A 25,711-nucleotide genomic window follows, 5' to 3' on the forward strand; every position below is an offset into this window, starting at 1 on the left:
GTGGCGACGTCCTATCTGCCGAACTATCTGGGCTGGTTCCGCGCCTTGGAGCGGAACGCCCAAACCGGCGCAGGAGCCGCATCATTGCTCAGGTTGGCCATGGCGTGACCGAATCAACCACAATCAACGCGAACAGCGCCAAGATCAATGTGGTTCGGTATGCCGACGACTTTGTCGTGACCGGCGCCTCGCAAGAGGTGTTGGCCGACCTCGTCCGACCATGGGTGGAGCGTTTTCTCGCAACCCGTGGTTTGGAGCTGTCGACGGAGAAGACCCGGATCACGCACATCGACGCCGGTTTTGATTTCCTGGGATGGAACTTCCGCAAGTACAAGGGGAAGTTGCTCATCAAGCCGAGCAAGAAGAACGTCTCGGCGTTCTACCGAAAGGTGGAAGGGGTCATCAGTAGCCAGAAGACGGTCAGGCAGGACGGCCTGATCAAGATGCTGAATCCTGTACTCAGAGGGTGGGCGAACTATCACCACCCGGTTGTGGCGAAGGCGGAGTTCAGCCGTCTGGATGCCCTGATCTTCGGGGCGATCTGGCGGTGGTGCCGACGACGCCACAACAACAAGGGCTCGCAATGGGTGAAAGAGCGTTACTTCCACCCCGTTGGGAACCGGCGCTGGGTATTCGCGGCACACCGCATCGACAAGGACGGGAAGAAGGGGGAACTGCGGACGCTCTACCGGCTCGCGGATACGCCGATCGTGCGACATGTGAAGGTCAAGGCGGAGTACAACCCGTACGACCCCGCATTCGAGCAATACGGCGAGAAGCGACGTCAGGACCGGCTAATGCGGTCTCTGGCCCACCGGACGCAATGGATTCGCCTGTACCACTCGCAGGGCGGCCGATGCGTTCACTGCGGGCTGCCGATCACCCGGCAAACCGGCTGGCACGACCATCACATCGTGCAGCGGACGGCTGGGGGGTCGAATGCCCTGTGGAACCGGGTTCTGCTCCATCCGTTCTGCCACATGCAGGTCCATGCCTTGGGTTTAACAGTGGTGAAGCCTGTTTCTGGGGCTTGAGCCGTGTGCGTCGAAAGGCGCACGCACGGTTCTTAGGGGGGAGGGGGCCAGCAATGGCTCCCTCCCACCCAACGGCGTTCTCCGGCAAGGCAGATTTTCTTTTGTGCGTCGTTCGTCGGGCATGACTCCCACCCCCCGGCTTGCCGCACCGCGTCACGCTGCGTAAGCTCCCGCTCACGTTCAGTTGCACGGAGTTGCCGCCATGGCGCGTCGCCACGTCCTTTCGTTCGCCCTGGCGGTCCTGGCCGCGTCGACGGTCCATGCCGCGCCCGCCCTCGAGCTGTCCGGTGGCCCCGTGGCTTCGCCGTCCCACTCTCCGGTGTCGGTGCAGGCCTTCCTGCAGCGCATCCGCCAGCCGGTGGCCGCGACGCCGGCGGCGTCGGCGCCCGGCGGCTACGTGCCGCGCACCGCGCACGACAACTCGCCCTACCGCTTCGACATGACCCAGAACGGCCGCCGCATGACCGCGGAGGAGTTCGACGCGTGGATGAAAGCCCGCGGCATCCGCGTGGCGACCGGCAAGCCTGCCGGCAGCGAGCCGGCCGCCGCCGCGCCGGCCGCGGCGACCGCACAGGCCTGCCAGCCGACCGCGACGACGTCCTGCTGAGGAATCAGCGCTTTACGAAGCGGTAGTGGGCGACGCCCCACTCCGAACCGCCGGCGTAACCGAACAACTCGGCGCAGGCCATCCAGAACATCCGCCAGCGCTGCGCCCAAACCGCGGCGTTCTTCGCGCCGTAGGTTTCGGCCAGCACGCGATGCACTTCCTCGGCGTGGCGATCCTGGTTCTCGAGCCAGTGGTTCGCGGTCTTCTCGTAGTGGATGCCCGAAAGCACCCAGCGCTGTTCGATCCGCAGCGCGTTCTGGAAGTGCAGCAGCGTGTCTGCGCTGGGCATCAGGCCGCCGGTGAAGAAATAGCGGCCCATCCAGTTGTCCGAGCCCTCGGTCTCGAACGGGTACATCAGGCTGCGATGGCAGAAGATGTGCACGAACAGCTTGCCGCCCGGCTTCAGCCAACGCGCCACGTTGCCGAGCAGCGTGTCGTAGTTGCGCATGTGCTCGAACATCTCGATCGAGACGCAGCGGTCGAAGGTCTCCGGGCTGAGGTCGAGCCGGTTCACGTCGGTGGTGATGATCTCGACGTTCGCCAAGCCGCGCACCGCGGCCTGCGCGAGGATGTGCTCGCGCTGCGTGCGTGAGTTGGAGACGCCGGTGATGCGGGAGTTCGGGAAGCGTTCCGCCATCCACAGCGTCAGCGAGCCCCAGCCGCAGCCGAGCTCGAGGATGCGCATGCCGTCCTTCAGCTCGGCGCGCTCGCTGTAGAGCGCGAGCATCTTCTCCTCGGCCTCGTCGAGGGTCTCGTTGCCGTCGGGGTAGTAGCAGCCCGAGTACTTCAGGCGCTTGCCGAGGCTGAGCTCGAAGAAGCGCGTCGGCACCTCGTAGTGCTGCTCGTTGGCGGCGGCCGTCTCGATGGCGATCGGGCTGGAGCGTAGCTCGGAGAGCAGGGTGCGGAAACGCGCATCGGCCCGGTCGAGGTCGGCGTCATGCTCGTCGCGAAGGCGCTGCTCGCAGAGCTTGCGGATGCCGTAGCGGGTGAGGAAGTCGGGCACGAGGCCGCGTTCACACAGATCGATCAGCGCCATGGGTTCTCAGTTCGAAGAAGGGTCGGACGCCTTGGGCGGCCACGGGAAGAATGCACTGACTTCGCGCTGGTAGCGACGGTAGGCGTCGCCGCGGCTGCGCAGGGCCTGCGCCTCCGTCCACGGGATGCCGCTGACCCGCCACAGGAAAGCGAACATCACCACCGGGCCCAGCAGGCTCCACCAGAAGTAGGGGCCGCACCAGGCCAGCAGCACGTAGGCGAACCAGTGCACCCACTCGAAGAAGTAGTTGGGGTGGCGCGACCACGCCCAAAGCCCCGCGCGGCACAGCTTGCCCTTGTTGGCCGGATCGCCGCGGAAGGCGTCGAGCTGGCGGTCGGCAAGGGTTTCACCGCCGATGGCGACGATCCACACCACCACGGCGAGCAGCATGATCGGGTCGATGCCGTCGGCGTCTCCCGAGGCAGCGGCGGTGAACGGGATCGCGAACAGCGCGACGATGAGCGCCTGCACTTGGAAGAACGCGAACCAGCGCAGCGGGGAACCGCCGATGGCGGCGCGCATGGCCTGGTAGCGGCCGTCCTCCGGCTCGCGCAGCACGCGATGCATCAGGTGCAGGCACAAGCGCGAACCCCAGACGCCGCCGAAGACGGCGACCAGGCCGCGCGGCATCTCATCGCCCTCGCCAGCGAGGCCGGCGAACATCGCCGCCAGCGCCATCAGGCCGGCCCAGGCCACGTCGACCCAGCCGGCGTTGCGCACGCGCATCGAGAAGGCCCAGACGGCCGCCATGCCCAACGCGGCGCCGATCCAAGTCAGCAGGATGATGGTCCAAAAGCTCACGCCGTCGCGCCCTCGCGCGCCGTGGCGGCCGGGGCCGTGCGATGCAGGGCGTAGAGAGCCGGCATCGCCACGCCCCAGACCACGGCCAGCGCGGCCAGGGCGATCGGCAAGCCCAGGCCGAAGTCGACCGCATCGAAGCCGCGTGCCGCGCCCCAGTACGCCAGCGGGCCGCCGATGGCGCCGAAAGCGGCGGCGACCAACCATCGACCGCGCAGGAAGGCCATGGAGTGGTTCAAGGTGAGCGCGAAGCCGGCCCACATGGCGAGGATCCACACCGGGGCGGCGAAGGTCCAAGGCCACGGGCTGGCGAAGGCCAGCACGCCGGTGGCGGCAAGCAGCGAGTCGGCCAGCACGCCCATGGCGAGGGCGATGGCGAGCATGCGCAGGTCACCGAGGCGGTCGGGCGTCCAGGCGAAATGCGCCGCGGCATAGATCACGACGGCCAGCGGCCCAGCCCACGGCAGGCCGTTCGCGGCACCGATCACGCTGGCGAACCACACGGTCTGGAAGCCGAGCACGTTCGCGATGAGGAACGCTTTCGGCATCACACGGACTCGGGCGCGGGCATCCACGGGTCGCGGCGGTTCATCGGCCGCGCGAACAGCAGCTGCGAGACACCGATCGAGCGCTCGAGGAAGCCGCCCTCGCAGTAGGCGAGGTAGAACTCCCACATCCGCACGAAACGCTCGTCGTAGCCGAGGGCGCGCACGTCGGCGAGCTTGGCCATGAAGCGCTCGCGCCAGTGGCGGAGCGTCAGGGCGTAGCTCGGGCCGAAATCCTCCTGCGAGACGAGCCGGAGGTCGGTGCTGCGGCCCATCGCGCCGGTGATCGCGCTGATCGAAGGAATGAAGCTGCCCGGGAAGATGTGGCGCTTGATGAAGTCGACCGAATGCAGCGCCTGCTCGTAGCGGTGGTCCTCGATGGTGATGGCCTGGACCATCGCGAGGCCGTCCGGCTTCAGCAGCGACGCGCACTTGGCGAGGTAGGTGTCGAGGTACTGGTGGCCAATGGCTTCGATCATCTCGATCGACACCAGCTTGTCGTAGGTGCCGGTGAGGTCGCGGTAGTCCTCGAGCAGCAGGGTCACGCGGTCGGAGAGCCCGGCGCGGGCGACGCGCTCGGTGGCCAGCGCGTGCTGCTCCTTCGAGATCGTCGTCGTGGTGACGCGGCAGCCGAAGTGCTTCGCGGCGTGCAGGGCCATGCCGCCCCAACCGGTGCCGATCTCGACGAGATGGTCCGACGGCTTGAGGTCGAGCTTGCGGCCGATGCGCTGGAGCTTGCGGAACGAGGCCGCTTCGAGCGTCTCGGTGGGATCCGCGAAGATGGCCGAGGAGTACATCAGGTCGTCGGACAGGAACAGGCGGAAGAGCTCGTTGCCGAGGTCGTAGTGCGCCGCGATGTTCTTGCGCGAGCCCGCGCGGGTGTTGCGGCGGAAGGCGTGCACGGCCTTCAGCAGCCAGCCGGACAGGCGGGCCATGCCGCCTTCCATCGCGTCGAGCAGGTCGCGGTTGAGCACCAGCAGGCGGATCAGGTCGACGAGCTCGTCGCAGCTCCACTGGCCGTCCATGTAGGCCTCGGCCGCGCCGACCGAACCGCCGGTGGCCATGCGGGCATAGGCCTCGAGGTCGTGCACGCGCAGGCGCGCGATGGGGGCGCCAGCCGCCGGTTCGGCCTCGCCGAGGCGGGTTTCGCCCAAGGCGTCGCTGATGATCAGGGCGCCATGGCGCAGGCCGCCGAGGCGCTCGAACAGGCGCGTGCGCAGCCAGCGCTCGTAGCTGCCCGATGAGGCGTTTTCGTTGGGCAGGGCGTCGGCGGGCAGGCTCACAGGCGGGCGTCCGGGTTGGGATGGGGATGGAAGGGCACGCGCTTCAGGCTCAGCTTCAGGGCCTGCCAGTAGATGGCGGCGGCCACCTTCACGGTGATGAATGGATACGCGGCGAGGCATGAAGCCAGCGTGTTGCCTCGCAGCGGACGCCGCTCCAGCGTGAGCGTCGCGTCGAACTCGCGCGTCTCGCCGGCGAGGACGTCCATGTGGATGTGCAGGTCCTCGCCGGGCGGGGTGAAAACCCAGTGGTAGCGGCGATCCATCGGCAGGAAAGGCGAGACATGGAAGGCCTTGTCGAAGCCAAAGTGCAGGGCACGGCCCTTCCGCTCCGCGCGCTCGACCGGCAGCAGGTAGGCGTGGCGCTCGCCCCAGGGGGTGTTGGTGATCTCCGCGAGGATCCAGTCGAGGGTCTCGCCGTCCTCGCGGTAGCCGTAATAGATGCTCACCGGGTTCTGCACGTAGCCGAAGTAGCGCAGGTGCGTCAGCACGCGGATGGGGCCGGGTGCCGGGCGGCCGAGCTCCGTTTCGACGCGCCGGCGCACGGCGACGTCCAAGGGCAGGGCGGCATCGCCGAAGTAGTCGCTGCGGCGGAACTCGGCGAGGTTGCGGCGGTTCACCGACCAGAACCAGCGCCGGTCGAACACGCGGTCCAGTTCGGCGAGATCGAGGTAGGGCTGGAAGATCCGGTAGCGGAAGGCGTTGTTCGCCACCGCGAAGCGGCGGTGCTGGACGCGGCCGACGTAGAGGGCGCTCCGCAGGCCGGAACCCGCGGGCGCCATCCGTTCGTCGCCGCCGTCCGTGTTCACCAGCGCACCCCGAGGCCGGCCGCGGCCTCGACGCCGGCGCGCATGCCGTCCTCATGGAAGCCGAAGCCCCAGTACGCCCCGGCGAACCAGGTGCGGCGGCGGCCATTGAGCTCCGTGCGGCGTTCCTGCGCGGCCACGCTCTCGTGCGTGTAGATCGGGTGGTGGTAGGTCATCCGCGCGATGACCTTGGCCGGGTCGATGGCGGCGGTGCGGTTCAAGGTGACGACGAAGGGCTCGGGCGATTCGATGCCCTGCAGCAGGTTCATGCAGTAGCTCACCGAGCACTCGGCCTTCGGGTCGGCCGGCACGAAGGCGTTCCATGCCGCCCAGGCCTTGCGGCGGGCGGGCAGGATCCGGCGGTCGGTGTGCAGCACCACCTCGTTGCGCTGGTAGGGCATGGCGCCCAGCACCTCGCGCTCGAGCGCGTCGGCATCGCCGAGCAGCGCCAGAGCCTGGTCGCTGTGCGTGGCCACCACGATCGCGTCGAAGCGGTCTTCGCCGGCGACATGCTTGACCGTCACGCCAGCCTCGTCGCGGGTGATCCGCTGCACCGGGCAGGCGAGGCGGACGTCCACCGTCCAACGCGCCTTCAGCGCGTCGATATAGCTCGACGAGCCGCCCTCGACCACGCGCCACTGCGGCCGGCCTTCCACCTGCAGCATGCGGTGGTGGTCCATGAAGCGCACGAGGTACTTGGCCGGGAAATCGAGGATCGTCGCCGAGGGCGAGGACCACAGCGCCGAGGCCATCGGGATCAGGTGGGCATCGCGGAACAGGGTGGAGTAGCGGTTCTGCTCCAGGTAGTCGCCCAACGACGGCCCCGGGCCCGGGTCGCGCAGCAGCGCGCCGGCCTCGCGGTAGAAGCGCAGTATCTCGCGCACCATCCGGATGAAGGACGGCGAGAGCAGGTTGCGGCGCTGGCAGAACAGGGCGTCGAGGTTGGTGGCGTTGTACTCGAGGCCGGTGGCCTCGACCTGCGCCCCGAAGCTCATCGTCGTGTCTTTCGACGCCACGCCGAGCTCGTCGAACATCCGCGTCAGCAGCGGGTAGTTGTGCGTGTTATGGACGATGAAGCCGGTATCGACGCGATAGCGCTTGCCGTCCTGCTCGACGTCATGCGTGTGCGTATGGCCACCGAGGCGCGCTTCGGCTTCGAACAGCACGACCTCGTGTTGGCGGGAGAGCAACCAGGCGGAGGACAGGCCGGCGATGCCGCTGCCGACGACGGCGACCCTCACGCGGCCTCCGCGGTCGGTTTGCGGAAGGTTTCCGGCACCGGCTTCAGGTCCCAGACGATGCGGAACAGGCTGAGCGCCTTCAGCGTGTAGTACGTGAAGTCATACTCCCACCAGCGGAAGCCCTGCCGCGCCGAGCCCGGGTAGTGGTGGTGGTTGTTGTGCCAGCCTTCGCCGAAGGTGAGCAGGGCGAGGAACCAGTTGTTGCGCGAGTCATCGCGGGTGGCGAAGCGGCGGCGGCCGAAACGATGGGCGAAGGAGTTGATCGTCACGGTGACGTGGAACAGCACCACTGTCGAGACGAAAAAGCCCCAGACCAGCAGCTGCGGGCCGTTGGTTTCCAGCGCGGGCGCTGCGGTTTCCAGCCAGCCACCGAGCAGGAAGAGGCCGACGGCCAACAGCACGGGCACGAGGATGTCGAAACGGTCGAGCAGGCGAAGTTCGGGGAACTTCGCGAGGTCCTTCACCGCGTCGAGATCGGTGCGGAATGCCCCGCGGGTGAGGAACCAGCCCATGTGGCTGTACCAGAAGCCCTTGTGCTTCGGCGAATGCGGGTCGTGCTCGGTGTCGCTGGCGCGGTGGTGCTGGCGATGGTGCGCCGCCCACCACAGCGGGCCGCGCTGCACGCTGCTGGCGCCGACGACGCCGAAGAGGAACTGCACTGGCCGCGAGGTACGGAAGGCCTTGTGCGAGAAGTAGCGGTGGTAGAAGCCGGTGATGGCGAACATGCGCAGCGCGTAGAGCGCCAGCGCGACGCCGACGGCGAACGGGCTGATGCCGACCCAGATCACGCCGAGGCAGGCCAGGTGCAGGCCGATGAAGGGCACGACGCGCAGCCAGTCGATGCGGGCGGCGGCTTCGGCGTCCACCGCGTCGGCCGCGGACGTGTCGAACCAGCGCACGATGGCGGTCAGCGAGCGAGCCCAGAGGGAGGCGGGAGGGGCGGTTTCAGACATGGCGCAAGCCTAGGGGAGCGGGCGGTGAGAGCGTGGTGAACCGGGGGCGGCAGGTTCAGCGCGGTTCGACGGCGACTTCGGCGCGGATCGAGCTGCCGATGAAGCAGTTCGCGTGCGCGCGCTCGTGCAGCTTCGCCAGTTCCTCGGCATTGGGCTGCTTGTCGCCCGAGAAAACGACCTTCGGCCGCAGCGTGATGCGGGTGATGGCCATCCTTCCCTCGGCGTTCTTGTCGAGGAGGCCCGAGGCCGCGTCGTCGTAGTGGTCGACCACGTAGCCGCGCCTCGCGCAGATCGCGAGGAAGGTGAGCATGTGGCACGAGGACAGCGAGCCGACCAGCAGGGTCTCCGGATTCAGCGCCTCGGGGTTGCCGAGAAAGGCGGGCGCCGAGGACGCGAGCGTCTTCTGCCCGTTCTCGAACGTGAGTTCGTGGTCGCGCGAGAAGGTCTCATAGCTGAAGTCGCGGCCATGGCGTGACCAGCGCAGCGCGGCGGTGTGTTCGGACATGGACGCTTCCTCGGAAAGTCGCGCCAAGGCTACACTCCGGCGCCGCGTCGCACATGCGGAAACCGTCAACGGCATCCGAAGGGAGAGTGAGGATGAGGCGGACGCCGCGACCTCCGAAGGCCCCCGGTCCAGGCCCGCGCCGCGAGGCGCAGGGGCAGGGCACCGTCGTCCGCCACGGCGTGGCCCGCGTCATTTCCAAGGCTGGCCTCGCGTCGCGGACGCAGGCCGCGGCGTGGGTGCGCGAAGGCCGCGTCAGCGTGGGCGGGCGTGTCGTGCACGATCCCGAGCATCCGGTGCGCGCCGGCGTGGATGAGGTCTGCGTGGATGGTCGGCCGCTGGGTTCGGAGGCGCGGGTCTATCTCGCCTTGAACAAGCCGCGTGGTCTGGTCACCACGGCGAGCGACGAGAAGGGCCGCGACACGGTGTACCGCTGCTTCGACGGTGCCGGCTTGCCGTGGGTGGCGCCGGTGGGCCGGCTCGACCAGGCCAGCGAGGGCCTGCTGCTGTTCACCAACGATCCGGCGTGGGCAGCCCACATCACCGACCCGGCCACCGGCCCCGACAAGACGTACCGCGTCCAGGTCGACGGCGTGCCGGGTGAGGACGCGCTGAGGGCGATGGTCGCTGGCCTCGATGAGGGCGGCGATCGGCTGTCGGCCAAATCGGTGGCGCTGCTGAAGAGCGGCGGCAAGACGGCATGGCTCGAGGTGGTGCTGGACGAGGGCAAGAACCGCCAGATCCGCCGCCTCGTGAAGGCCGCCGGCTTTCCCGTGCTGCGCTTGGTGCGCGTTGCGATCGGTGGGCTGGCGCTCGGTGAGCTGCCGAAAGGCGGCTGGCGCAGGCTCAGTGACGACGAGGTGGCGGCGCTGCGCTGCTGAGTCCCCGGGCGCTCATCAGCCTGTGGGGGTGTCCGCGACGGGCCGCCAGCGCGCAAGCCGCTTGGCCAGCAGGGCCGCCACGACCTCGCAAGCACGCGCATCCTGCGGCCCTTTCGCGTCCGGGCCCTTGCCCTTGTCCTGGTTGCAGCGGCGGCAGGCCACGGCGAGGTTGCGCGGGTCGTCGCGGTCTTCGCCGACCTGCGCCGTGAGGTCGGCGGCCGCGCGCAGGTCGAACCAGGCCTGCGGCACCACGTGCTCCAGCGAGCTCGCGCCGATCGCCTCGCCGTCGGCCGCCACCTGCAGCCGGGTGCGGCAATGCAGGCAGCGCGTGGTCCAGATGCCGTCCGGCGCCTGCACGGCCTCGGCGTCGGTGGCGATGGCGAGACGGAACAGGTGGCGGAGCTTGGCCCGCATCAGCCCGGGATGACTCCGAGCTCGCGGCCGACCTTGGCGAAGGCGTCGATGGCGCGGTCGAGGTGCTCGCGGGTGTGCGCTGCGCTCATCTGCGTGCGGATGCGGGCCTGGCCCTTCGGGACCACGGGGAAGAAGAAGCCGATCGCATAGATGCCCTCTTCCAGCAGGCGCGCGGCGAACCTCTGTGCCAGCGGCGCGTCGTAGAGCATCACCGGGCAGATCGGATGCACGCCGGGCTTGATGTCGAAGCCGAGCTTGGCCATTTCCGCCCGGAAGTAGGCGGTGTTGGCCGCGAGGCGCTCGCGCAGCTCACCGGCCTTGGCCAGCATGTCGAAGGCGGTGATCCCGGCGGCCACGACGTGCGGCGGCAGCGAGTTGCTGAACAGGTAGGGCCGCGAGCGCTGGCGCAGCAGTTCGATCACATCGCGGCGGCCGGTGGTGAAGCCGCCCAGCGCGCCGCCCATGGCCTTGCCGAGCGTGCCGGTGAAGATGTCGATCTTGTCCATCACGCCCTTGACCTCGGCGCTGCCGCGGCCGGTCGCGCCGAGGAAGCCGGTGGCGTGGCATTCGTCGATATGCACCATCGCGCCGTACTTCGCGGCCAGTGCGGTGATCTCGTCGAGCGGCGCGATGAAGCCGTCCATCGAAAACACGCCGTCGGTGGTGATCAGGATGTCGCGCACGCCGTCGGCGCGGGCCTGCTTCAGCTGTGTTTCCAGATCGGCCATATCGCAGTTGGCGTAGCGGTAGCGCTTGGCCTTGCAAAGGCGCACGCCGTCGATGATCGAGGCATGGTTCAGGCTGTCGGAGATGATGGCGTCCTGCTCGCCCAGCAGGGGCTCGAAGAGGCCGCCGTTGGCGTCGAAGCAGGCGGCGTAGAGGATGGTGTCCTCGGTGCCGAAGAACTCGGCGATCTTCGCTTCCAGCTGCTTGTGAAGATCCTGCGTGCCGCAGATGAAGCGCACCGAGGCCATGCCGAAGCCGTGGGTGTCGAGGGCCGCCTTGGCCGAGGCGATCACGTCCGGGTGGTCGGCCAGGCCCAGGTAGTTGTTCGCGCAAAAGTTCAGCACCGTGCGGCCGCCTTCCAGCGCAATCTCGGCCGACTGCGGGCTGGTGATGACCCGTTCCGCCTTGAACAGGCCGGCGGCGCGGATCTCGGCCAGTTCGGCGGCGTAGCGGGCGAGGGCGGGCGTGACGGGGGCGTTAGCGGCCATGGCGGTCGAGGTGTGCGGGGCGGGGGCGGCATTATGGACCGGGGCCGGGATGTCTTCCGTTGTCCTCCGGCGCTTGACACAATTCACACTTGTAAAACATGTTGCGGAACCGGACCTCCCGATCCGGTCACCCAGGGGACCATGTCGCGCACTCTGCAAATCGGACTCGTCGAAGACGATTCCACCCAGGCCAAGATCATCGCCACGATGATCGAGAACTCGGGCATGGATTGCCTTCACTACGGTACCGAGCTCGATTTCCGCCGCCGCATGGGGCCGGAATCGATCGACCTCCTGCTGCTCGACTGGAACCTGCCCGGTGTCTCGGGAATCGACCTTCTGCGCGAACTCCGCCAGACGAACGCCACGCTGCCGGTGATCTTCCTGACCGGCAACGATCAGGAATCCGACATCGTCACCGGCCTGCAGGCCGGCGCCGACGACTACATCGTGAAGCCGGCGCGCGCCGCCGAGCTGGTGGCGCGGATCAAGTCGGCCATGCGCCGCGCCGCGCCGCTCAGCAACGCCAACATCATCGAAGACGTCGAGCCCTTCGGCTTTGATCTCGACCGCCGCCGCCTCACCCTGCACGGCGAGCAGATCGAGCTCACCGACCGCGAATTCGACCTGCTGGTGTTCCTGTTCCAGCGCCGGGGCAAGGTGGTTTCGCGCGAGACCCTGCTCTCGCAAGTGTGGCGTGTTGGCCCGAACGTGGCCACGCGCAGCATCGACACCTACGTGAGCCGCCTGCGCAAGCGCCTCGGCCTGCAGGGCGACAGCGAATGGCGCCTCGAGGGCATCTACCAGCACGGTTACCGCTTGGTGCGCAGCAGCAACGACGATCCGGCCGACCTCCCCGAAGCCGACGTCGGCTGAGGCCTCGGGGGAGGCTCCGCGCGATGCCGGGGTTCGGCATCGCGCCCCCGGCTCAGTACCCCGCGTCGAAGCTCGGCTGCCGCACGCTGAATTCGCGGGCCGGCCCCATCGACTGCTCCACCACGGCCCAACCGTCCGCCAGCAGCGCGGCGCGTGCCCGCGGGCTGGCGTCGCGCGCGAGCAGCAGGCGCTTGTCGGCCACCCGCGCGAGCGCCGGGTCGGCGAAGAAGTCGGCGGTCTCGGGTGTCCACTGCAGCAGGTCGACGGGCAGCGCCAGCCACAGCCGCTCCTCGCCATCGCGCAGCACGAGGGCTTCGCCGAAGATCTCGAAACGCGTCGGGAAGCGCGGCCGTGCCGCCACCATCAGTTGCAGCGCATCGACGACGAAGCGCGCCTCGGCCTCGCGCTGCACGCTTGCCGCCAGCCCAAGGAAGCTTTCGCAGCCGCCCTGCGGCGCCAGCTCCAGCAGCGCATCGACGGCCTGCGTCTGCAGCGTCGGGCTGTAGCGCGAGTTGTCGAAGAAGGCGTCCTGCACGTCGGGACGGCAGGCCAGTGGCGCAAGGCGCGCCACGTTCCAGGCCTCGACTTCCTCCGGCGGTTTTTCCCACACCATGCGGTGGATGCGGCCGCTTTCGCCGAGCACCGTGCCGGCCGCCCCGCCGACTTGCCCGAGGCCGAAACCCACGCCGCGCCGACCGACCAGGGCCGACCAGGCGAGCCGGTCCATCTCGGCGCCCAGCCAGGGGTTGGTGGAGTAGGGGTCGATGCCCAGTTCGCGACCGAGTTCGCGTCGCGCCGCGTTGTAGCCCAGCCAGCGCTTCCCGAGCTTCAACGCGACGCCGCCGCCCTTCTGCCACCAGGGTTCCGGCTCGGGCGGCAGCGGCTCCGCCTCGCGCGGACGCAGGCTGGCGTCGAACAGGGCCTCGTCGGAGACGGCCTCGTAGGCGCGCTCGCCCAGATCGGAGGCCTGCCGTCCGTAGCGCGTGGCACGACGGCCGAACACCCGCAGCATGCCGGCCGGCAGGCCGATGACGCTCTCCACCGGCCGGGTGACCACGCCGGCCAGCGCCTCGCCGGTCTGCACCAGCGAGGAAGCCGCCGCGCGGCCCGCTGTGCCGGCCGCGCCCTGGGCGCGCAGGCGGCGCACCACCTCCATCTCGACGGCGCGGATCTCGAGCAGGTCGAGGCTCTCGACGCGGAGCTCCGCGGGCTCGATGTCGTCCACGCCCGGGCCGTGAGGGCGCAGCACGAACTGCGCCATGCCGCCGACGATGGTCGCGCAGGGCGAGGCGCTGAAGTCCTCGGCGCCGAGCAGGGTGGGCGAGGCGAGGGCTGCCGCGGGAAGGGCATCCGGGCCGCAATCCGGGGAGGACGCGTGGGCACCGGCATGGACGAACAGCAGGCCCGCTGCCAGCCAGGCGCGGGGTTCACGGAGAAGCGAAGGCATTCAGTCGAAGCGTTTTTCGAGGTAGTAGCGGGTGTAACCGGGCGGATTGTCCGCCTGCTGGCCGAACTGCCGGTAACCGAGCCGCTCGTAGAAGCCCAGCGCCTGAAACTCGATGGTCTCGAGGTACACGCCGAGCGCCCCGCGCTGCCGCGCCCAGTGTTCGGCCTGCTCGAGCAGCTGCATGCCGATGCCGGTGCGCCGGCGCTCCGGCAAGACGGCCAGCATGTCGACGTGCAGCCAACCCAGCCCGTACTGGCCGGCCAGCCCACCGACGAGATCGTCCTCGGCGTCGAGCGCGGTGATCACCATCGGCAGCCAGTCCGGGCGGCCGATGAAGCGCGCGTTGTAGTCGCGAAGCATCTCGCGGATGGCGAGGGCCTTCTCGCCGTCGAGGTCGGGGTCGACGGCGATGCGGACGCTGGAGGCGGAGCACATGGGCGTGGCCTCGTGGGGAGGGGGATGCCGCGGGTCAGTTCCAGCTGCAGACGACCTTGCCGCAGATGCCGGCATCCATCAGGTCGAAGCCGCGCTGGAAATCGTCGATGTGGATCTGGTGCGTGAGCACCTTCTGCAGCGGGAAGCCGGTGAGCACCATCTGCGTCATCTTGTACCAGGTCTCGTACATGCGCCGGCCATAGATGCCCTGCACGGTGAGCCCCTTGAAGATGATCCTGTCCCAATCCACGCCGGTGCCCTTGGGGAGGATGCCGAGCAGCGCGATCTTGCCGCCGTGGTACATGCAGTCGAGCATGTCGTTGAAGGCGCGCGGGTTGCCGCTCATTTCGAGGCCGACGTCGAAGCCCTCCATGTGGAGGTCCTTCATCACGTCCTTGAGGTTCTGGTTCGCGACGTTGACCACGCGGGTGGCGCCCATGTCGGCGGCCAGCTTCAGGCGGTAGTCGTTGACGTCGGTGACGACGACGTTGCGCGCGCCGATGTGCTTGCAGATGCCGGCGGCGATGATGCCGATGGGGCCGGCGCCGGTGATCAGCACGTCCTCGCCGATGACGTCGAACTCCAGCGCGCAGTGCGCGGCGTTGCCGTAGGGGTCGAAGAACGCGGCCAGCTCGCTCGGGATCTGGTCGGGGATCGGCCAAAGATTCGATGCCGGCATCGCGATGTATTCGGCGAAGGCGCCGGCGCGGTTCACGCCGATGCCGACCGTGTGCGGGCACAGGTGCTGCTTGCCGGCCCGGCAGTTGCGGCAGACGCCGCAGACGATGTGGCCTTCCGCCGAGACGCGGTCGCCAACCTTGTAGCCGGTGACGCCGTTTCCGAGTTCAACGATGCGGCCGACGAATTCATGGCCGATGACGAGGCCCGGCGTGATGGTGCGCTGGCTCCACTCGTCCCACTTGTAGATGTGCAGGTCGGTGCCGCAGATGGCGGTCTTCTCGAGCTTGATCAGCACCTCGTTGGGGCCGATCTTCGGGACCGGCACCTCCTCCATCCAGATGCCCTTCTCGGCGTGGCGCTTCACGAGCGCCTTCATCATCATGCCCATCGCGTGCTCCCGGGGCCCTCGGCCCGAAGGGCGCCGATTATACCGGCGTGCTTCCGGCCTCGCGGTGAGCGTCCGGGCCCGGCGGGGCGATCTGCTGGCCGTCGGGCCAGCGGACCGCTGGGCGATGGAACAACCAGCCCTGCACCTTGGCGAAGCCCTGGGCCTGGCAGAAGGCGAACTGCTCCGGCGTCTCCACGCCCTCCGCCACCACGTCCAGGCCGAGCGAGCGGCCGAGCACGCCGATGGCCGCGGCGATGGCATTGCCGAACCGGTCGCCGCTGCCGATGAAACTGCGGTCGATCTTCAGCCGGTCGGCGCGCAACTCGCGGAGGTGCGACAGCGAGGAATAGCCGGTGCCGAGGTCGTCGAGGGCGATGCGCACGCCGAGGGCGCGCAGCGCATCGACGATGTCGCGGGCGCGGGCGAGGTCGTGCATCGCGGCCGATTCAGTGATCTCCAGTTCCAGCAGGGCGGGCGGCAGCCGGTTGCGCCGCAGTTGCGCCTCGACGGCTGCGGGCAGGCCGAAATCGAGCACGGAGGCCGCGGACAGGTTCAGTGCCACGGGCACCTCCGGCAGGCCGGCCTCCTGGCGTTCGCGCAGGTGCCGGCAGACGCGGTCGAGCACCCAGCGGTCGATGTCGCCCATGAGGCCGCCGCGTTCGGCGGCCGGCAGGAAGCGGCCGGGCGGCAGCACGCCTTGCACCGGGTGCTTCCAGCGCAGCAGGGCTTCCACGCCGTCCAGATGCCCAGTGGCCACGTCGAAGATGCCCTGGTACTCGAGGAAGAGCTGGTCTTCGCCAATGGCGCGGTAGAGCGCGCCGACGATCTCGACCTCGTCGGCGTCGGAGCGCGCCTGCTCGGGCTCGAAGCGCAGCATGTGCATGCCGGCGGCTTCGGCCTTCTCCTGCGCGAGGCAGGCGCAGGCCAGCAGGCTCTCGACGCTCTCGCGCTGCTGGCGGACGGCGTAGCCGAAGCTCACGCCGACCGGATGGCCGAGGCCTTGGGCGACGGATTCGACCTCGCGGCGGCGGGCCAGCACGTCGGCGTCGGCCAGCGAACCGTCGGCGGTGATGGCGATCGCGAGGCGGTCGCTGTCGATGCGGCCGATCGCGAGGAAGTGGTAGCTGCGCCCCGCGACCAGGGCCTCGCCGACGCGCTGCAGCGCCTCGCGCGCCCAGGCAGAGCCGAGCGTGCGTTCCAGCATCGGGTAGCGCTGCAGGTGCACGGTCATCAGTGTGAGGGGAGCACCGCCCGCGGCCCCCTGGTCGATGCGCCGGAGGAAGCCGTGCCGGTTCGGCAGGCCCGTGTCCTCGTCGAAGTGCGCCATGCGTTCGGCAGTGAGCGTCTTGGCTTCGGCCATCGCCTGGGTGCGCTCCTGCACCCACACCAGCATCGCGATGGCGAGGGCCATCACGCCGACGAGGCAGAACAGCTGCAGCCACACCGTCACGTCCGCGCCCCAGGCCTGCCAGTCGTGCACGAGGGTGGTCACGGTGTTCACACCGTTGCTGGCGGCGAGGATCGACAGCGACCCCACCACCAGCCCTTGCCCGAGCGTGCGGCCGCTGTCGGGCCGGTGTCGCGCCATCAGCACCACGAGGGCCGCGTAGGCCAGGGTCGTGATCAGTGAGCGGACGCCGACGCGCAGCGTGGTGCGCAGTTCCGCACCGGCCGCGTCGAAGGCCCCGGGCCACGCGAGTGCGACGCCGACGACGACCGCTGCCGCGATGCTCAGGCGGAAGGTGCCGGGGCGAAGCCCTTGCCGCAGCACCGTGAGGTACAGCGCGAGGGCGAGGAAGACGAGATGGATGACCGAGGCGGACTGCGAGGCCGCGCTCACCAGCGTGCGCGTCAGGACCCACTGCGGCCCTTGCCCGGCCAGCCAGAACGAGAGCATGGACAGCGCGTGGAAGGCGCCCAGCGCGGCGAAGCTGGTGGCGAGGATGCGGCGCGACATCCGCAGCCGGTTGCCGCCCATCTGCGCCGCCACAGCCGCCATCGCGAAGGCGATGACCGCCTGCGTGATGTTGAGGAAAACCAGGATCTCGCTGCTCTCCATCGACGGACTCAGCGCTCGATGCGGATGCCGACGGCGAGCTGGTGCTCCCGCAGGAAGCGGTGGCCGAGCCGATGGCGGGTTTCGACGAAGAACGAGCGGCCGCCGGTGCGGACCCAGGTCAGCCCGAGGGCGACGTCGATCCACTGGTCATCGGGTTCTTCGGTGGCGAACCGGACCGGCGTGCCGCGCGCATCGTCGAGGAAGCGCACGCCCAGGGTGCGCGAGGGGTCATCGAGCTCACGGATGGCGGTGAGGCGCGCGCTCGGCACCCAGACGCCGGAGGGGCGGGAGATCGCGCCGGACACCAAGGCATCGAGCTGGACCCGGCGGGTGCGGCGCTCGCGCGCCGGCACCGCCAGCGCCCATCCGGCGCCGCCCGATTCCGCGTAAGGCGCGATGCGGACGCGCGAATCGTCGATGCCGAGCCCGCTGTCGATCGAGATCGCGCCAAAGCTGTCGTTGCGCCGGACCGCCAACGCCGCGCCGCGCCGGCGGGTGTCGGTGCGTGCGCGGGCTTCGCTGTCGATTGCTTCCCCGCCAGGCAGGGCGTAGCGCACGCGGCGCCGGCTTTCGAGGCGGCCCTCGCTCCAGTCCGCCTGGGCCTCGAGGCGCCAGGTCGTCGAAGGCATCCACGCCGCGACCAGCAGCGGGCCATCGACCCGGGCGTCGAGTCGGCCGTCCGAGGCGGTGTAGTCCAGCGTTTCGCGCAGGGACTGCCAGCCGCCGTCGAGGCTGAGCGTCGGCAACGGCTGCCAGCCCGCGCCCAGCAGCAGGCCGGTCCGTCCGGCCTCGAAACCGGCTTCGATCCGGCCCTCGCGCCGGTCGAGGCCGCCATCGATCACGCTGGCCCAGGCGCTCCAGCGCTGGGCCGTTTCGTCGGTCCGGGGTGCCGAAGGATCGGAGGTGCCACCTTGCGTGTCGGCCACGCGCGCATGTCCGGGCAGTTCTCCGAGTCGCTGCGCTTGGGCCGCGCTCTCGAAGCCGCCCGACCCGACGGCACCCAGCGCCGCGCAGCGTGAGGCCAGCTCGCGGACCGCGCCGGCACAGACCGCGGGCAAGGCGGCCCGGAGGGCATCGCTGGGGCTGGGCGCAGGCTGGGCCCGTGCCTGTGGCAGGAGGGCCGACGCGACCAGCAGGCTTACGAGGACACTGTGGCCGCGGATTCCCATCGCCTTGCTCCGTTCTGTCCAGCGGACACAGTAGAGACCTTGGCGCAGCGGCGAAAGTCGCCGACGGCCACGCCGCGTGAAATCGCACCCCCGACTTCCGGCAGGGGGGAGGGGGGAGGGGGCGGGCTAGACTCGGGAAGTTTCGTTCGCAAGCATTCCGCTGCGCCTAATTGTCCGAACCGGGGAACCCCTCATGCGTCGACTTCCGCTTGCCGCCGCCGTCGCGGCCACGCTCATCGCTTCCGCCGCCACCGCCCGCGAGGGCATGTGGGTGCCGCAGCAGTTGCCCGAGATCGCCGGGCCGCTGAAGGACGCCGGCCTCGAGCTCTCGCCCGAGCAGCTCGCCAACCTCACTGGCGACCCGATGGGCGCCGTCGTCGCACTGGGCGGCTGCACGGCGAGCTTCGTCTCGCCGAATGGCCTCGTCGCCACCAACCACCACTGCGCCTACGGCGCCATCCAGCTGAACTCGACGCCCGAGAAGAACCTGATGGCCACGGGCTTCAACGCCGCGACGCCGGCCGATGAAGTCTCCGCCGGCCCGAATGCGCGCGTGTTCGTGATGGACCAGATCACCGACGTCACCGCCGACATGCGCGCCGCGATCGCCGGCGCCGCCGACGGCCTCGCGCGCCAGAACGCGCTGGAGGCCAAGCAGAAGGCGCTGATCGCCGCCTGCGAAAGCGAAGCCGGCTTCCGCTGCACGCTTTACTCGTTCTTCGGCGGCCAGACCTTCCGCCTGTTCCGCCAGATGGAAATCCGCGACGTCCGCCTCGCCTACGCGCCGCCGTCCTCGATCGGCAACTACGGTGGCGAGGTCGACAACTGGATGTGGCCGCGCCACACCGGCGACTTCACCTTCTACCGCGCCTACGTGGGCCCGGACGGCAAGCCGGCCGCGTTCTCGAAGGACAACGTGCCCTACCAGCCGAAGCACTGGCTGAAGCTCGCCGACCAGCCGCTCGAGGCCGGTGATTTCGTCATGGTGGCCGGCTATCCGGGCCAGACCAACCGCTACGCGCTGTTCGACGAGTTCCAGAACGTCGCCGAGTGGCAGTACCCGGTGGTGGGCCAGCACCTGAAGAACGTCGTCGCCCTCGTCGAGACGGCCGGCAAGGCCGACAAGGACGTGGAGGTGAAGTACGCCGCCACGATCCGCGGTTGGCAGAACGCGATGAAGAACTGGGACGGCCAGCTGGAAGGCTTCCAGCGCATCGATGCGCTGGCCACCAAGCAGGCCGAGGAGCAGGCCGTGCTCGACTGGCTGCGTGCCGGCGCGGCCGGTGCCGAGGGCCTCGATGCGAAGGCCGCCCTCGACGCGCACGCCGCGCTCGAAGCCCTGGCCGCCAAGGCCCGCGAGACCCGCGAACGCGACCTCGCCCTGGGCCAGGTCGGCAACACTGGCCTGCTGGGCAGTGTGCGCCAGCTCTACCGCCTCGCCGTCGAGAAGGCGAAGCCGGACCTCGAGCGCGCGCCGGGCTTCCAGCAGCGCGACCTGCCGGGCATCGAAGGCGGCCAGCGCCAGCTGGAGCGCCGCTACGCCCGCAGCATGGAGATGCAGCTGATGGCCTACTGGCTGGGCCACTACGCCAAGCTGCCGGCCACGCAGCGCGTGCCGGCGCTGGACGCCATCGTCGGCGACGGCAGCGAGGCGGCGATCAAGGCCGGTCTCGAGAAGCTCTACGCGGGCACCCAGCTCGAAGGCACCGATGCGCGCCTTGCGCTGCTGACGGCCGACAAGGCCACGCTCGACGCGAGCACCGACCCGATGGTGAAGCTGGCCGCGGCCCTGCACCCGACGATGCTCGCCCTCGAGAACGAGGCGAAGTCGCGCGGTGGCGACAGCCTGCTGCACCGCCCTGCCTTCCTCGCCGCCGTGCAGGCCTACCGCAAGTCGAAGGGCGGCCACGTTTATCCGGACGCCAACCTCAGCTTGCGCATCACCTTCGGCAACGTGACGGGCTACACGCCGCGCGACGGCGTGGCCTACACCCCGTTCACCACGCTCGAAGGCCTCGCGGCCAAGGCGACGGGCACCGAGCCCTTCGACGCCCCGCAGGTGCAGCTCGACGCGATCCGCGAGCGCCGCCACGGCAACCGCGCCGATGCTGCGCTGGGCACCGTGCCGGTGAACTTCCTGTCCGACCTCGACATCACCGGTGGCAACTCCGGTTCGCCGGTGATGGACGCGCGCGGCCGCCTCGTTGGCCTCGCCTTCGACGGCAACTGGGAATCGGTGAGCTCGAACTGGGTGTTCGACCCGAAGATGACGCGCATGATCGCCGTCGATTCGCGCTACATGATGTGGACGATGGAGCACGCCTACCCGGCGCCGCAGTTCGTCAAGGAGCTCGAGGACGCCGCCAAGCCGCGCTGAGTCGCACGCGCCCGGCGTGCCCTTCGGGGCATGCCCGGGGCCTCGCACCGGGGGCGGCCGCAAGGCCGCCTTCGTCGTTTCCGGCTACGCTCGGGGCATCGACAGGAGAACGTGCATGCGGGTGATCTTCCACGGGGCTGCAGGCGAAGTGACGGGTTCCTGCCACGAGGTCGAAGCGGCTGGCCATCGCGTGCTGCTCGATTGCGGCCTGATCCAGGGCAGCCGCGCCGACGAGGCGCGCAACCGCGAGGATTTTGGCTTCGATTCCGAGGCCATCGATGCGGTGGTGCTGAGCCATGCGCACATCGACCACTGCGGCCGCCTGCCGCTGCTGGTGAAGCGCGGCTTCCGCGGCCCGATCTGGACCCAGCGCGCCACCGCCGATCTGCTGAAGGTGATGCTGGAGGATTCGGCGAAACTCGCGCAGGCCGATGCCGAGCGCGCGCGTCGTCGTTTGCACGAAGGGCGCGGCGGTCGCGACGACGAGGAGGAGCTCGAGCCGCTGTACACGCTCGACGACGTCACCAAGACGCTCAAACACGTGCGCGCGATCGGCTACGACGCGCCGACTGCGCTGTTCCCAGGCCTCGTCCTGACGCTGCGCGATGCCGGCCACATCCTCGGCTCGGCCAGCGTCGAGCTGGTCGAGACCGCCGCGGATGGCACGCGCCGGACCCTCGTGTTCTCCGGCGACCTCGGGCCTACGGGAACGCCGATCCTGCGCGACGCCGCGCCGGTGCCGCACGCCGACCTGCTGCTGCTGGAGGCCACCTACGGCGGCCGCCTGCACCGCGAGCGCGCGGCCACCGTCACCGAGCTCGGCGAGATCTTCGACGAAGCGTGGCGCGATCGCGGCAACGTCGTCATCCCGGCCTTCGCCGTCGGTCGCACGCAGGAGCTGCTCTACGCGTTCGCCCAACATTTCGACGACTGGGGCCTGGGCCGCTGGCAGATCTTCCTCGACAGCCCGATGGCCACCAAGGTGCTCGGCGTCTACGAGCGGCACGCGGAGCTCTTCGACGAGGAAGCGGCGCGCGTTTTCGCGACGACGCCCCATCCGCTGCGGCTGAAGAACCTGCACCTCACCGACAGCACCGAGGACTCGATGGCCATCAATCGCATCGACAGCGGGGCCATCATCATCGCCGGCTCGGGCATGGCCAACGGCGGGCGTGTGCGCCACCACCTGCGCCATCGCCTGCCGTTCGACCGCAACCACGTGGTGTTCGTTGGCTACCAGGCTGCGGGAACGCTGGGCCGACGCCTCGTGGATGGCGCGGCCTACGTGCGCGTGCTCGGCAGCGAGGTGCCCGTGCGAGCGAAGCGGCACACGGTGGGCGGGCTTTCGGCGCACGCCGACCAGGCCGGCCTGCTTGACTGGTACGGCCGCGTGGGCGGCCGCCCGGACACCGTGCTCGTGCACGGTGAAGACGATGCCCGCGAGGCCATGGCGCGCGAATTGCGCCGCCGCTTCGACGCCGACGTCGAACTGGCCCGACCGGACATGGCCCGCACCGTGGGCCGCTGAGCCGCGAACCTCAGGCCGCGTCGAGCGTGTCGGCGATGTCCTTGAGGTAGATCGAGAGCACGAGTCGCTCCGTCTTCGGCAGGGCGCGGAAGCTCAGCCCCAAGCGCTCGCGGCTGGGCGCCTCCATGGCGCGGCGATGGCAGATCACCGCCTCGGTGGTGATCTGCGTCTTCTCGCCGTCGGCATCGACGACGAAGCTGATGCGCAGCGTGTCGCCCACGTCGCCCATGGGATGCAGGGATTCCATCAGCGCTCCCGAAGCGCTGAGGTCGAGCACCGAGGCCGCCTGCGTCTCGCCTTTCGCGCTGACCGGCGCGAGCTGTGCCGGCAGCAGGGTGCGCACGCGCAGGGCCTGGCGAACCAGGCGCGCCTGCACGGCTTCCGGCCACGCCAGCAAGGCGTAGACGAAGGGCGCGTCGAAGGTGCCGACGGCCTGGGTTTCGAACTGGAAGTCGTACTGGCCGGTGAATCCCTGGACGCCGTAGCGCGCGCCGGCGGTGACCGGCGCCATCTTCTGCCCGGGCAGCGGCGCGAGCATCAGCCCTTTGCCCTCGATCGCCGCACAGAACTGCCACTCCTGCGCGATGCCGGTGTCACCGATGCGCCAGGTCTGCAGCAGGGTCTTGGGGCGCAGGCGCAACTGTCGGAGCGGGATGGCGCTTGCGTTGGAAGCGTCGGCGGGCATCGGGGGGGTCCTGCAGTGGGGGGGGGTCTCAAGCGGGGCCGAGGAAGCGCCACGCCATCGATTCGCCGGCTGCCAGCGGCACGAGCGTCTGCGTGCCGTAGGGCAGGGCGGTCGGGATCACGTTCGATTCCCTGCGCAGCTGGACGCGCGAGGCGTGCCGCGGCAGGCGGTAGAAATCCGGGCCGAAGTGGCTGGCGAAGCCCTCCAGCTTGTCCAGTGCACCGGCGGCCTCGAACGCACTCGCGTAAAGCTCCATGGCATGCAGCGCGGTGTAGCAGCCGGCACAGCCGCAGTCGGATTCTTTGTCCCCTTTGGCATGCGGCGCGGAATCGGTGCCGAGGAAGAAGCGCGCGCTGCCGGAGCTCGCCGCGGCGACGAGCGCCTGGCGATGCACTTCGCGCTTCAGCACCGGCAGGCAGTAGTAGTGCGGGCGGATGCCGCCGGTGAAGATCGCATTGCGGTTGTAAAGCAGGTGGTGCGCGGTGATCGTCGCCGCGATGTCGCCTTCCGCGTCGCGCACGTAGTCGGCGGCGTCCTTCGTCGTGATGTGTTCGAACACCACGCGCAGCCCGGGGAAATCGCGCCGCAGCGGGATCAGCTTCTCGTCGATGAACACCTTTTCGCGGTCGAACACGTCGATGTCGCGGTCGGTCACCTCGCCGTGGATGGCGAGCACCATGCCCACCTCCTGCATCGCCTCGAGCGCCTTGTAGGTGTGCTTGAGGTCGGTGACGCCGGAATCCGAGTTCGTCGTGGCGCCGGCCGGATAGAGCTTCACCGCATGCACGAAGCCGCTGTCCTTCGCCCGGCGGATCTCCTCGCCCGGCGTTTTGTCGGTGAGATAGAGCGTCATCAGCGGTTCGAAGTCCGAGCCCGCCGGACGTGCCGCGAGGATGCGCTCGCGGTATTCGGAAGCCAGTGCGGTGGTGGTCACCGGCGGCTTCAGGTTCGGCATCACGATGGCGCGGCCGAACTGCGCGGCCGTGTGCGGCAGCACGGCCTTCAAGGCCTCGCCGTCGCGCAGGTGCAGGTGCCAGTCGTCGGGACGGGTGATCGTGAGCGTGGTGCCGTCGGGCACCGAGGCCGGCTGGGTGAAGTGGTGGGCGAGGGTCATGGGACGTCAGCGAAGGCAAGCAGGGCCGAGGCCGCTAGTCTGCCATTGCCGTCAAGGGCGCCGGCTGCCAGCGCGCCGCAAGGCGCCGCGCCAGCACCGCTGCCCACGCCCCCTGCGTCGCGGCGTTGGCGTGGTAGCCGTCCGGAGCAAACTCGTCGGGGCGCGGCACGTAGGTGGTGGGCTCGTGCAGCACGCCCGGTCGTCGCGCGGCCACCCCGGCAGCGAGCGCATCCAGGCTCTGCGCGCGTAGTCCGGCCGCGAACCGCAGGGGCTGGGGGAGCAACGGGAAGTGCTGCATGCGCGGCAAGCCGCAAAGCAGCACCGTGGCGTTCGGCGCACGCGACTGCAGGCCCTCCACGAGTTCGACGAGGCGTCGTTCGAAGGCGGCGCTGCGCGTCAGCCCGGACACATCGTTCACGCCCACCGAGACCAGCACGAGGTCCCATGGCCCCGCGGGTACCTCGGGAAGCAGCGTTTCGCCCAACTCGCGCACGCAGGCGCCGGTGCGGCCGAGCGCGCGCCAGCGCACCTCGCGTTCGAACACCTGGGCCAGCTCGCGGCTGAAGTGGCCGGTGAGGGCGTACTCAATGCTTGGACAGCCCACGCCGTCGATTACCGAATCCCCGATCGCCAGCAGATGCAGCGGCGGGCCGTCGCCGACGCGCCCTTCGCGCGGCCCGGGGGCGGGCGCGAATCGCGGCGCCGTGCGCTTCAGGCGCAGGCCTTGCGGTGCGGCGAGGGGCATCAATCCCCAGAACAGGGCACGTTTCCAGAGCATGGCGGGGCGGGCAGGGGGGAAAAACCGGAGTATGGCCGGGGCGCTGCCTATGCGGCGCGCGGCGTGACGCCCCGCCGACGGCGCGCCGGGCACCATGGTCGTCCCGAAAACCGCTGGAACCGCCATGCGCCTCGCCCCCATCGCCCTCGCCCTCGGTCTTGCCATCGCCCTGCCGGTTGCCGCACAGGCGCCCGCCGCGCCGGCCACGGCCGCCGCACCGGTGGCGCAGGGCCCGTACGCGCTGCCGTCGCTGCCCTACGCCGCGAACGCGCTGGAGCCGGCGATCGATGCCGAAACCATGACGATCCACCACCAGCGCCACCACGGCGCGCAGGTGAATGGCCTGAACCAGCTGGCCGCCACCGTGCCGGAGTTGAAGGAAGGTGCCATCGAGCCGCTGCTGGCGCGCGTGTCGACCCTGCCGCCCGGTGTGCGCAACAACCTCGGTGGCCACTACAACCACAGCCTGTTCTGGACGGTGATGGCGCCGGCGGGGCAGGGCGGCGAACCCTCGGCCGAGCTGGCGGCAGCAATCACCGCTGCGTTCGGTTCGATGGACGCGATGAAGCAGCAGTTCTCGCAGGCCGCGGCCACGCGCTTCGGCTCCGGTTGGGCGTGGCTCATCGTCAAGGTCGACGGCACGCTCGCCATCACCAGCACGCCCAACCAGGACAACCCGCTGATGGACGTGGCCGAGCTGCGCGGCACGCCGGTGCTCGGGCTGGACGTCTGGGAGCACGCCTACTACCTGAAGTACCGCAACGTCCGCGGTGACTACATCGCAGCCTGGTGGGACGTGGTGAACTGGAACGAAGTGAACCGGCGCTACGCGGCCGCGCGCGCCGCCACGGCGCCCTGAGCCG

25 protein-coding genes are annotated in these 25,711 nt (G+C 69.7%); 7 read left to right on the forward strand and 18 right to left on the reverse strand.

Annotation, left to right across the window (positions count from 1 at the left end; translation table 11 throughout):
• Together O9255_RS10555 and O9255_RS15275 are read left to right on the forward strand one after the other, a co-directional pair.
• On the forward strand, positions 1-1,034 hold a 1,034-nt coding region (locus O9255_RS10555; RefSeq protein ID WP_297866821.1), incomplete at its 5' end, for a group II intron maturase-specific domain-containing protein.
• 202 nt (positions 1,035-1,236) lie between these two features.
• On the forward strand, positions 1,237-1,641 hold the full coding sequence (locus tag O9255_RS15275) for a hypothetical protein (RefSeq protein ID WP_345781375.1): 405 nt from the start codon (positions 1,237-1,239) through the stop codon (positions 1,639-1,641).
• Positions 1,642-1,645: 4 nt separating this feature from the next.
• On the opposite strand, the gene O9255_RS10565 is transcribed toward O9255_RS15275, so the two are convergent.
• The 8 genes from O9255_RS10565 to O9255_RS10600 are packed head-to-tail and all read right to left on the reverse strand — an operon-like array spanning position 1,646 to position 8,805.
• Positions 1,646-2,677, reverse strand: coding sequence for a cyclopropane-fatty-acyl-phospholipid synthase family protein (locus tag O9255_RS10565; RefSeq protein ID WP_297866822.1), 1,032 nt, complete (start codon positions 2,675-2,677; stop codon positions 1,646-1,648).
• A 6-nt stretch (positions 2,678-2,683) separates the two neighbouring features.
• Positions 2,684-3,463, reverse strand: coding sequence for a DUF1295 domain-containing protein (locus O9255_RS10570; protein WP_297866965.1), 780 nt, complete (start codon positions 3,461-3,463; stop codon positions 2,684-2,686).
• A gap of 11 nt (positions 3,464-3,474) precedes the next feature.
• On the reverse strand, positions 3,475-4,023 hold the full coding sequence (locus tag O9255_RS10575; RefSeq protein WP_297866823.1) for a DUF2878 domain-containing protein: 549 nt from the start codon (positions 4,021-4,023) through the stop codon (positions 3,475-3,477).
• On the reverse strand, positions 4,023-5,297 hold the full coding sequence (locus O9255_RS10580) for a cyclopropane-fatty-acyl-phospholipid synthase family protein (protein ID WP_297866966.1): 1,275 nt from the start codon (positions 5,295-5,297) through the stop codon (positions 4,023-4,025). The genes O9255_RS10575 and O9255_RS10580 overlap by 1 nt, the downstream gene beginning before the upstream one ends.
• A 2-nt stretch (positions 5,298-5,299) precedes the next feature.
• Positions 5,300-6,082 carry a DUF1365 domain-containing protein gene (locus O9255_RS10585; protein WP_297866967.1) on the reverse strand — a complete coding sequence of 261 codons (783 nt, stop codon included), beginning with the start codon at positions 6,080-6,082 and terminating at the stop codon, positions 5,300-5,302.
• Between the two features lie 23 nt (positions 6,083-6,105).
• Positions 6,106-7,347 carry an FAD-dependent oxidoreductase gene (locus O9255_RS10590; protein WP_297866824.1) on the reverse strand — a complete coding sequence of 414 codons (1,242 nt, stop codon included), beginning with the start codon at positions 7,345-7,347 and terminating at the stop codon, positions 6,106-6,108.
• Positions 7,344-8,300 (reverse strand): acyl-CoA desaturase, encoded by a 957-nt coding sequence (locus O9255_RS10595; protein ID WP_297866825.1) that lies wholly within the window; start codon positions 8,298-8,300, stop codon positions 7,344-7,346. Before O9255_RS10595 ends, O9255_RS10590 begins: the two co-directional genes overlap by 4 nt.
• 55 nt (positions 8,301-8,355) lie before the next feature.
• Positions 8,356-8,805 (reverse strand): OsmC family protein, encoded by a 450-nt coding sequence (locus tag O9255_RS10600; RefSeq protein ID WP_297866826.1) that lies wholly within the window; start codon positions 8,803-8,805, stop codon positions 8,356-8,358.
• Between the two features lie 92 nt (positions 8,806-8,897).
• On the opposite strand from O9255_RS10600, the gene O9255_RS10605 reads away from it, so the two are divergent.
• Positions 8,898-9,683 carry a pseudouridine synthase gene (locus tag O9255_RS10605; protein WP_297866827.1) on the forward strand — a complete coding sequence of 262 codons (786 nt, stop codon included), beginning with the start codon at positions 8,898-8,900 and terminating at the stop codon, positions 9,681-9,683.
• Between the two features lie 15 nt (positions 9,684-9,698).
• Here the strand turns inward: O9255_RS10605 and O9255_RS10610 are convergent, their stop codons facing one another.
• Positions 9,699-10,097 (reverse strand): HNH endonuclease, encoded by a 399-nt coding sequence (locus tag O9255_RS10610; protein WP_297866828.1) that lies wholly within the window; start codon positions 10,095-10,097, stop codon positions 9,699-9,701.
• Positions 10,097-11,311 (reverse strand): glycine C-acetyltransferase, encoded by a 1,215-nt coding sequence (gene kbl / locus O9255_RS10615; RefSeq protein WP_297866829.1) that lies wholly within the window; start codon positions 11,309-11,311, stop codon positions 10,097-10,099. Before kbl ends, O9255_RS10610 begins: the two co-directional genes overlap by 1 nt.
• 141 nt (positions 11,312-11,452) lie before the next feature.
• On the opposite strand from kbl, the gene O9255_RS10620 reads away from it, so the two are divergent.
• On the forward strand, positions 11,453-12,187 hold the full coding sequence (locus tag O9255_RS10620) for a response regulator transcription factor (protein WP_297866830.1): 735 nt from the start codon (positions 11,453-11,455) through the stop codon (positions 12,185-12,187).
• A 52-nt stretch (positions 12,188-12,239) separates the two neighbouring features.
• On the opposite strand, the gene O9255_RS10625 is transcribed toward O9255_RS10620, so the two are convergent.
• Genes O9255_RS10625 through O9255_RS10645 form a run of 5 tightly spaced genes read right to left on the reverse strand, consistent with a single transcriptional unit; the run spans position 12,240 to position 18,366 of the window.
• Positions 12,240-13,634, reverse strand: a complete 1,395-nt coding sequence (locus O9255_RS10625; protein WP_297866831.1) for a hypothetical protein — start codon at positions 13,632-13,634, stop codon at positions 12,240-12,242.
• Complete coding sequence (locus tag O9255_RS10630) at positions 13,635-14,069, reverse strand: GNAT family N-acetyltransferase (RefSeq protein ID WP_297866832.1); 435 nt, start codon at positions 14,067-14,069, stop codon at positions 13,635-13,637.
• Positions 14,070-14,103: 34 nt separating this feature from the next.
• Complete coding sequence (gene tdh, locus O9255_RS10635; protein WP_297866833.1) at positions 14,104-15,138, reverse strand: L-threonine 3-dehydrogenase; 1,035 nt, start codon at positions 15,136-15,138, stop codon at positions 14,104-14,106.
• Positions 15,139-15,175: 37 nt separating this feature from the next.
• Entirely contained in the window at positions 15,176-17,197 is a 2,022-nt protein-coding gene (locus tag O9255_RS10640) for a GGDEF domain-containing phosphodiesterase (RefSeq protein WP_297866834.1), read from the reverse strand.
• Between the two features lie 8 nt (positions 17,198-17,205).
• Complete coding sequence (locus O9255_RS10645) at positions 17,206-18,366, reverse strand: autotransporter outer membrane beta-barrel domain-containing protein (RefSeq protein WP_297866835.1); 1,161 nt, start codon at positions 18,364-18,366, stop codon at positions 17,206-17,208.
• A 193-nt stretch (positions 18,367-18,559) separates the two neighbouring features.
• On the opposite strand from O9255_RS10645, the gene O9255_RS10650 reads away from it, so the two are divergent.
• On the forward strand, positions 18,560-20,743 hold the full coding sequence (locus O9255_RS10650; protein ID WP_297866836.1) for a S46 family peptidase: 2,184 nt from the start codon (positions 18,560-18,562) through the stop codon (positions 20,741-20,743).
• A 115-nt stretch (positions 20,744-20,858) separates the two neighbouring features.
• Positions 20,859-22,271 carry an MBL fold metallo-hydrolase gene (locus O9255_RS10655; RefSeq protein WP_297866837.1) on the forward strand — a complete coding sequence of 471 codons (1,413 nt, stop codon included), beginning with the start codon at positions 20,859-20,861 and terminating at the stop codon, positions 22,269-22,271.
• A 10-nt stretch (positions 22,272-22,281) separates the two neighbouring features.
• Here the strand turns inward: O9255_RS10655 and O9255_RS10660 are convergent, their stop codons facing one another.
• Genes O9255_RS10660 through O9255_RS10670 form a run of 3 tightly spaced genes read right to left on the reverse strand, consistent with a single transcriptional unit; the run spans position 22,282 to position 24,848 of the window.
• Complete coding sequence (locus O9255_RS10660) at positions 22,282-22,956, reverse strand: PilZ domain-containing protein (RefSeq protein WP_297866838.1); 675 nt, start codon at positions 22,954-22,956, stop codon at positions 22,282-22,284.
• 28 nt (positions 22,957-22,984) lie between these two features.
• A complete protein-coding gene (gene pyrC / locus O9255_RS10665) occupies positions 22,985-24,070 on the reverse strand; it encodes a dihydroorotase (RefSeq protein ID WP_297866839.1) in 1,086 nt (361 codons plus the stop codon).
• A 34-nt stretch (positions 24,071-24,104) separates the two neighbouring features.
• Positions 24,105-24,848 carry an SGNH/GDSL hydrolase family protein gene (locus tag O9255_RS10670; RefSeq protein ID WP_297866840.1) on the reverse strand — a complete coding sequence of 248 codons (744 nt, stop codon included), beginning with the start codon at positions 24,846-24,848 and terminating at the stop codon, positions 24,105-24,107.
• 124 nt (positions 24,849-24,972) lie between these two features.
• Here O9255_RS10670 and O9255_RS10675 point away from each other — a divergent pair, with 124 nt between their 5' ends.
• Positions 24,973-25,707: a superoxide dismutase gene (locus O9255_RS10675; RefSeq protein ID WP_297866841.1), complete on the forward strand. Its 735-nt coding sequence runs from the start codon at positions 24,973-24,975 to the stop codon at positions 25,705-25,707.
• Positions 25,708-25,711 lie beyond the last annotated feature (4 nt).

The organism is Silanimonas sp. (genome assembly GCF_027530345.1).
Classification (GTDB): Bacteria; Pseudomonadota; Gammaproteobacteria; order Xanthomonadales; family Xanthomonadaceae; genus Silanimonas.

Coding starts and splice junctions, on each gene's coding strand:
- O9255_RS15275 (WP_345781375.1), top strand. CDS start 1,237: ATGGCGCGTCGCCACGTCCTTTCGTTCGCCCTGGCGGTCCTGGCCGCG.
- O9255_RS10565 (WP_297866822.1), bottom strand. CDS start 2,677: ATGGCGCTGATCGATCTGTGTGAACGCGGCCTCGTGCCCGACTTCCTC.
- O9255_RS10575 (WP_297866823.1), bottom strand. CDS start 4,023: ATGCCGAAAGCGTTCCTCATCGCGAACGTGCTCGGCTTCCAGACCGTG.
- O9255_RS10585 (WP_297866967.1), bottom strand. CDS start 6,082: ATGGCGCCCGCGGGTTCCGGCCTGCGGAGCGCCCTCTACGTCGGCCGC.
- O9255_RS10595 (WP_297866825.1), bottom strand. CDS start 8,300: ATGTCTGAAACCGCCCCTCCCGCCTCCCTCTGGGCTCGCTCGCTGACC.
- O9255_RS10600 (WP_297866826.1), bottom strand. CDS start 8,805: ATGTCCGAACACACCGCCGCGCTGCGCTGGTCACGCCATGGCCGCGAC.
- O9255_RS10605 (WP_297866827.1), top strand. CDS start 8,898: ATGAGGCGGACGCCGCGACCTCCGAAGGCCCCCGGTCCAGGCCCGCGC.
- O9255_RS10610 (WP_297866828.1), bottom strand. CDS start 10,097: ATGCGGGCCAAGCTCCGCCACCTGTTCCGTCTCGCCATCGCCACCGAC.
- kbl (WP_297866829.1), bottom strand. CDS start 11,311: ATGGCCGCTAACGCCCCCGTCACGCCCGCCCTCGCCCGCTACGCCGCC.
- O9255_RS10620 (WP_297866830.1), top strand. CDS start 11,453: ATGTCGCGCACTCTGCAAATCGGACTCGTCGAAGACGATTCCACCCAG.
- O9255_RS10625 (WP_297866831.1), bottom strand. CDS start 13,634: ATGCCTTCGCTTCTCCGTGAACCCCGCGCCTGGCTGGCAGCGGGCCTG.
- O9255_RS10630 (WP_297866832.1), bottom strand. CDS start 14,069: ATGTGCTCCGCCTCCAGCGTCCGCATCGCCGTCGACCCCGACCTCGAC.
- tdh (WP_297866833.1), bottom strand. CDS start 15,138: ATGGGCATGATGATGAAGGCGCTCGTGAAGCGCCACGCCGAGAAGGGC.
- O9255_RS10640 (WP_297866834.1), bottom strand. CDS start 17,197: ATGGAGAGCAGCGAGATCCTGGTTTTCCTCAACATCACGCAGGCGGTC.
- O9255_RS10645 (WP_297866835.1), bottom strand. CDS start 18,366: ATGGGAATCCGCGGCCACAGTGTCCTCGTAAGCCTGCTGGTCGCGTCG.
- O9255_RS10650 (WP_297866836.1), top strand. CDS start 18,560: ATGCGTCGACTTCCGCTTGCCGCCGCCGTCGCGGCCACGCTCATCGCT.
- O9255_RS10655 (WP_297866837.1), top strand. CDS start 20,859: ATGCGGGTGATCTTCCACGGGGCTGCAGGCGAAGTGACGGGTTCCTGC.
- O9255_RS10660 (WP_297866838.1), bottom strand. CDS start 22,956: ATGCCCGCCGACGCTTCCAACGCAAGCGCCATCCCGCTCCGACAGTTG.
- pyrC (WP_297866839.1), bottom strand. CDS start 24,070: ATGACCCTCGCCCACCACTTCACCCAGCCGGCCTCGGTGCCCGACGGC.
- O9255_RS10670 (WP_297866840.1), bottom strand. CDS start 24,848: ATGCTCTGGAAACGTGCCCTGTTCTGGGGATTGATGCCCCTCGCCGCA.
- O9255_RS10675 (WP_297866841.1), top strand. CDS start 24,973: ATGCGCCTCGCCCCCATCGCCCTCGCCCTCGGTCTTGCCATCGCCCTG.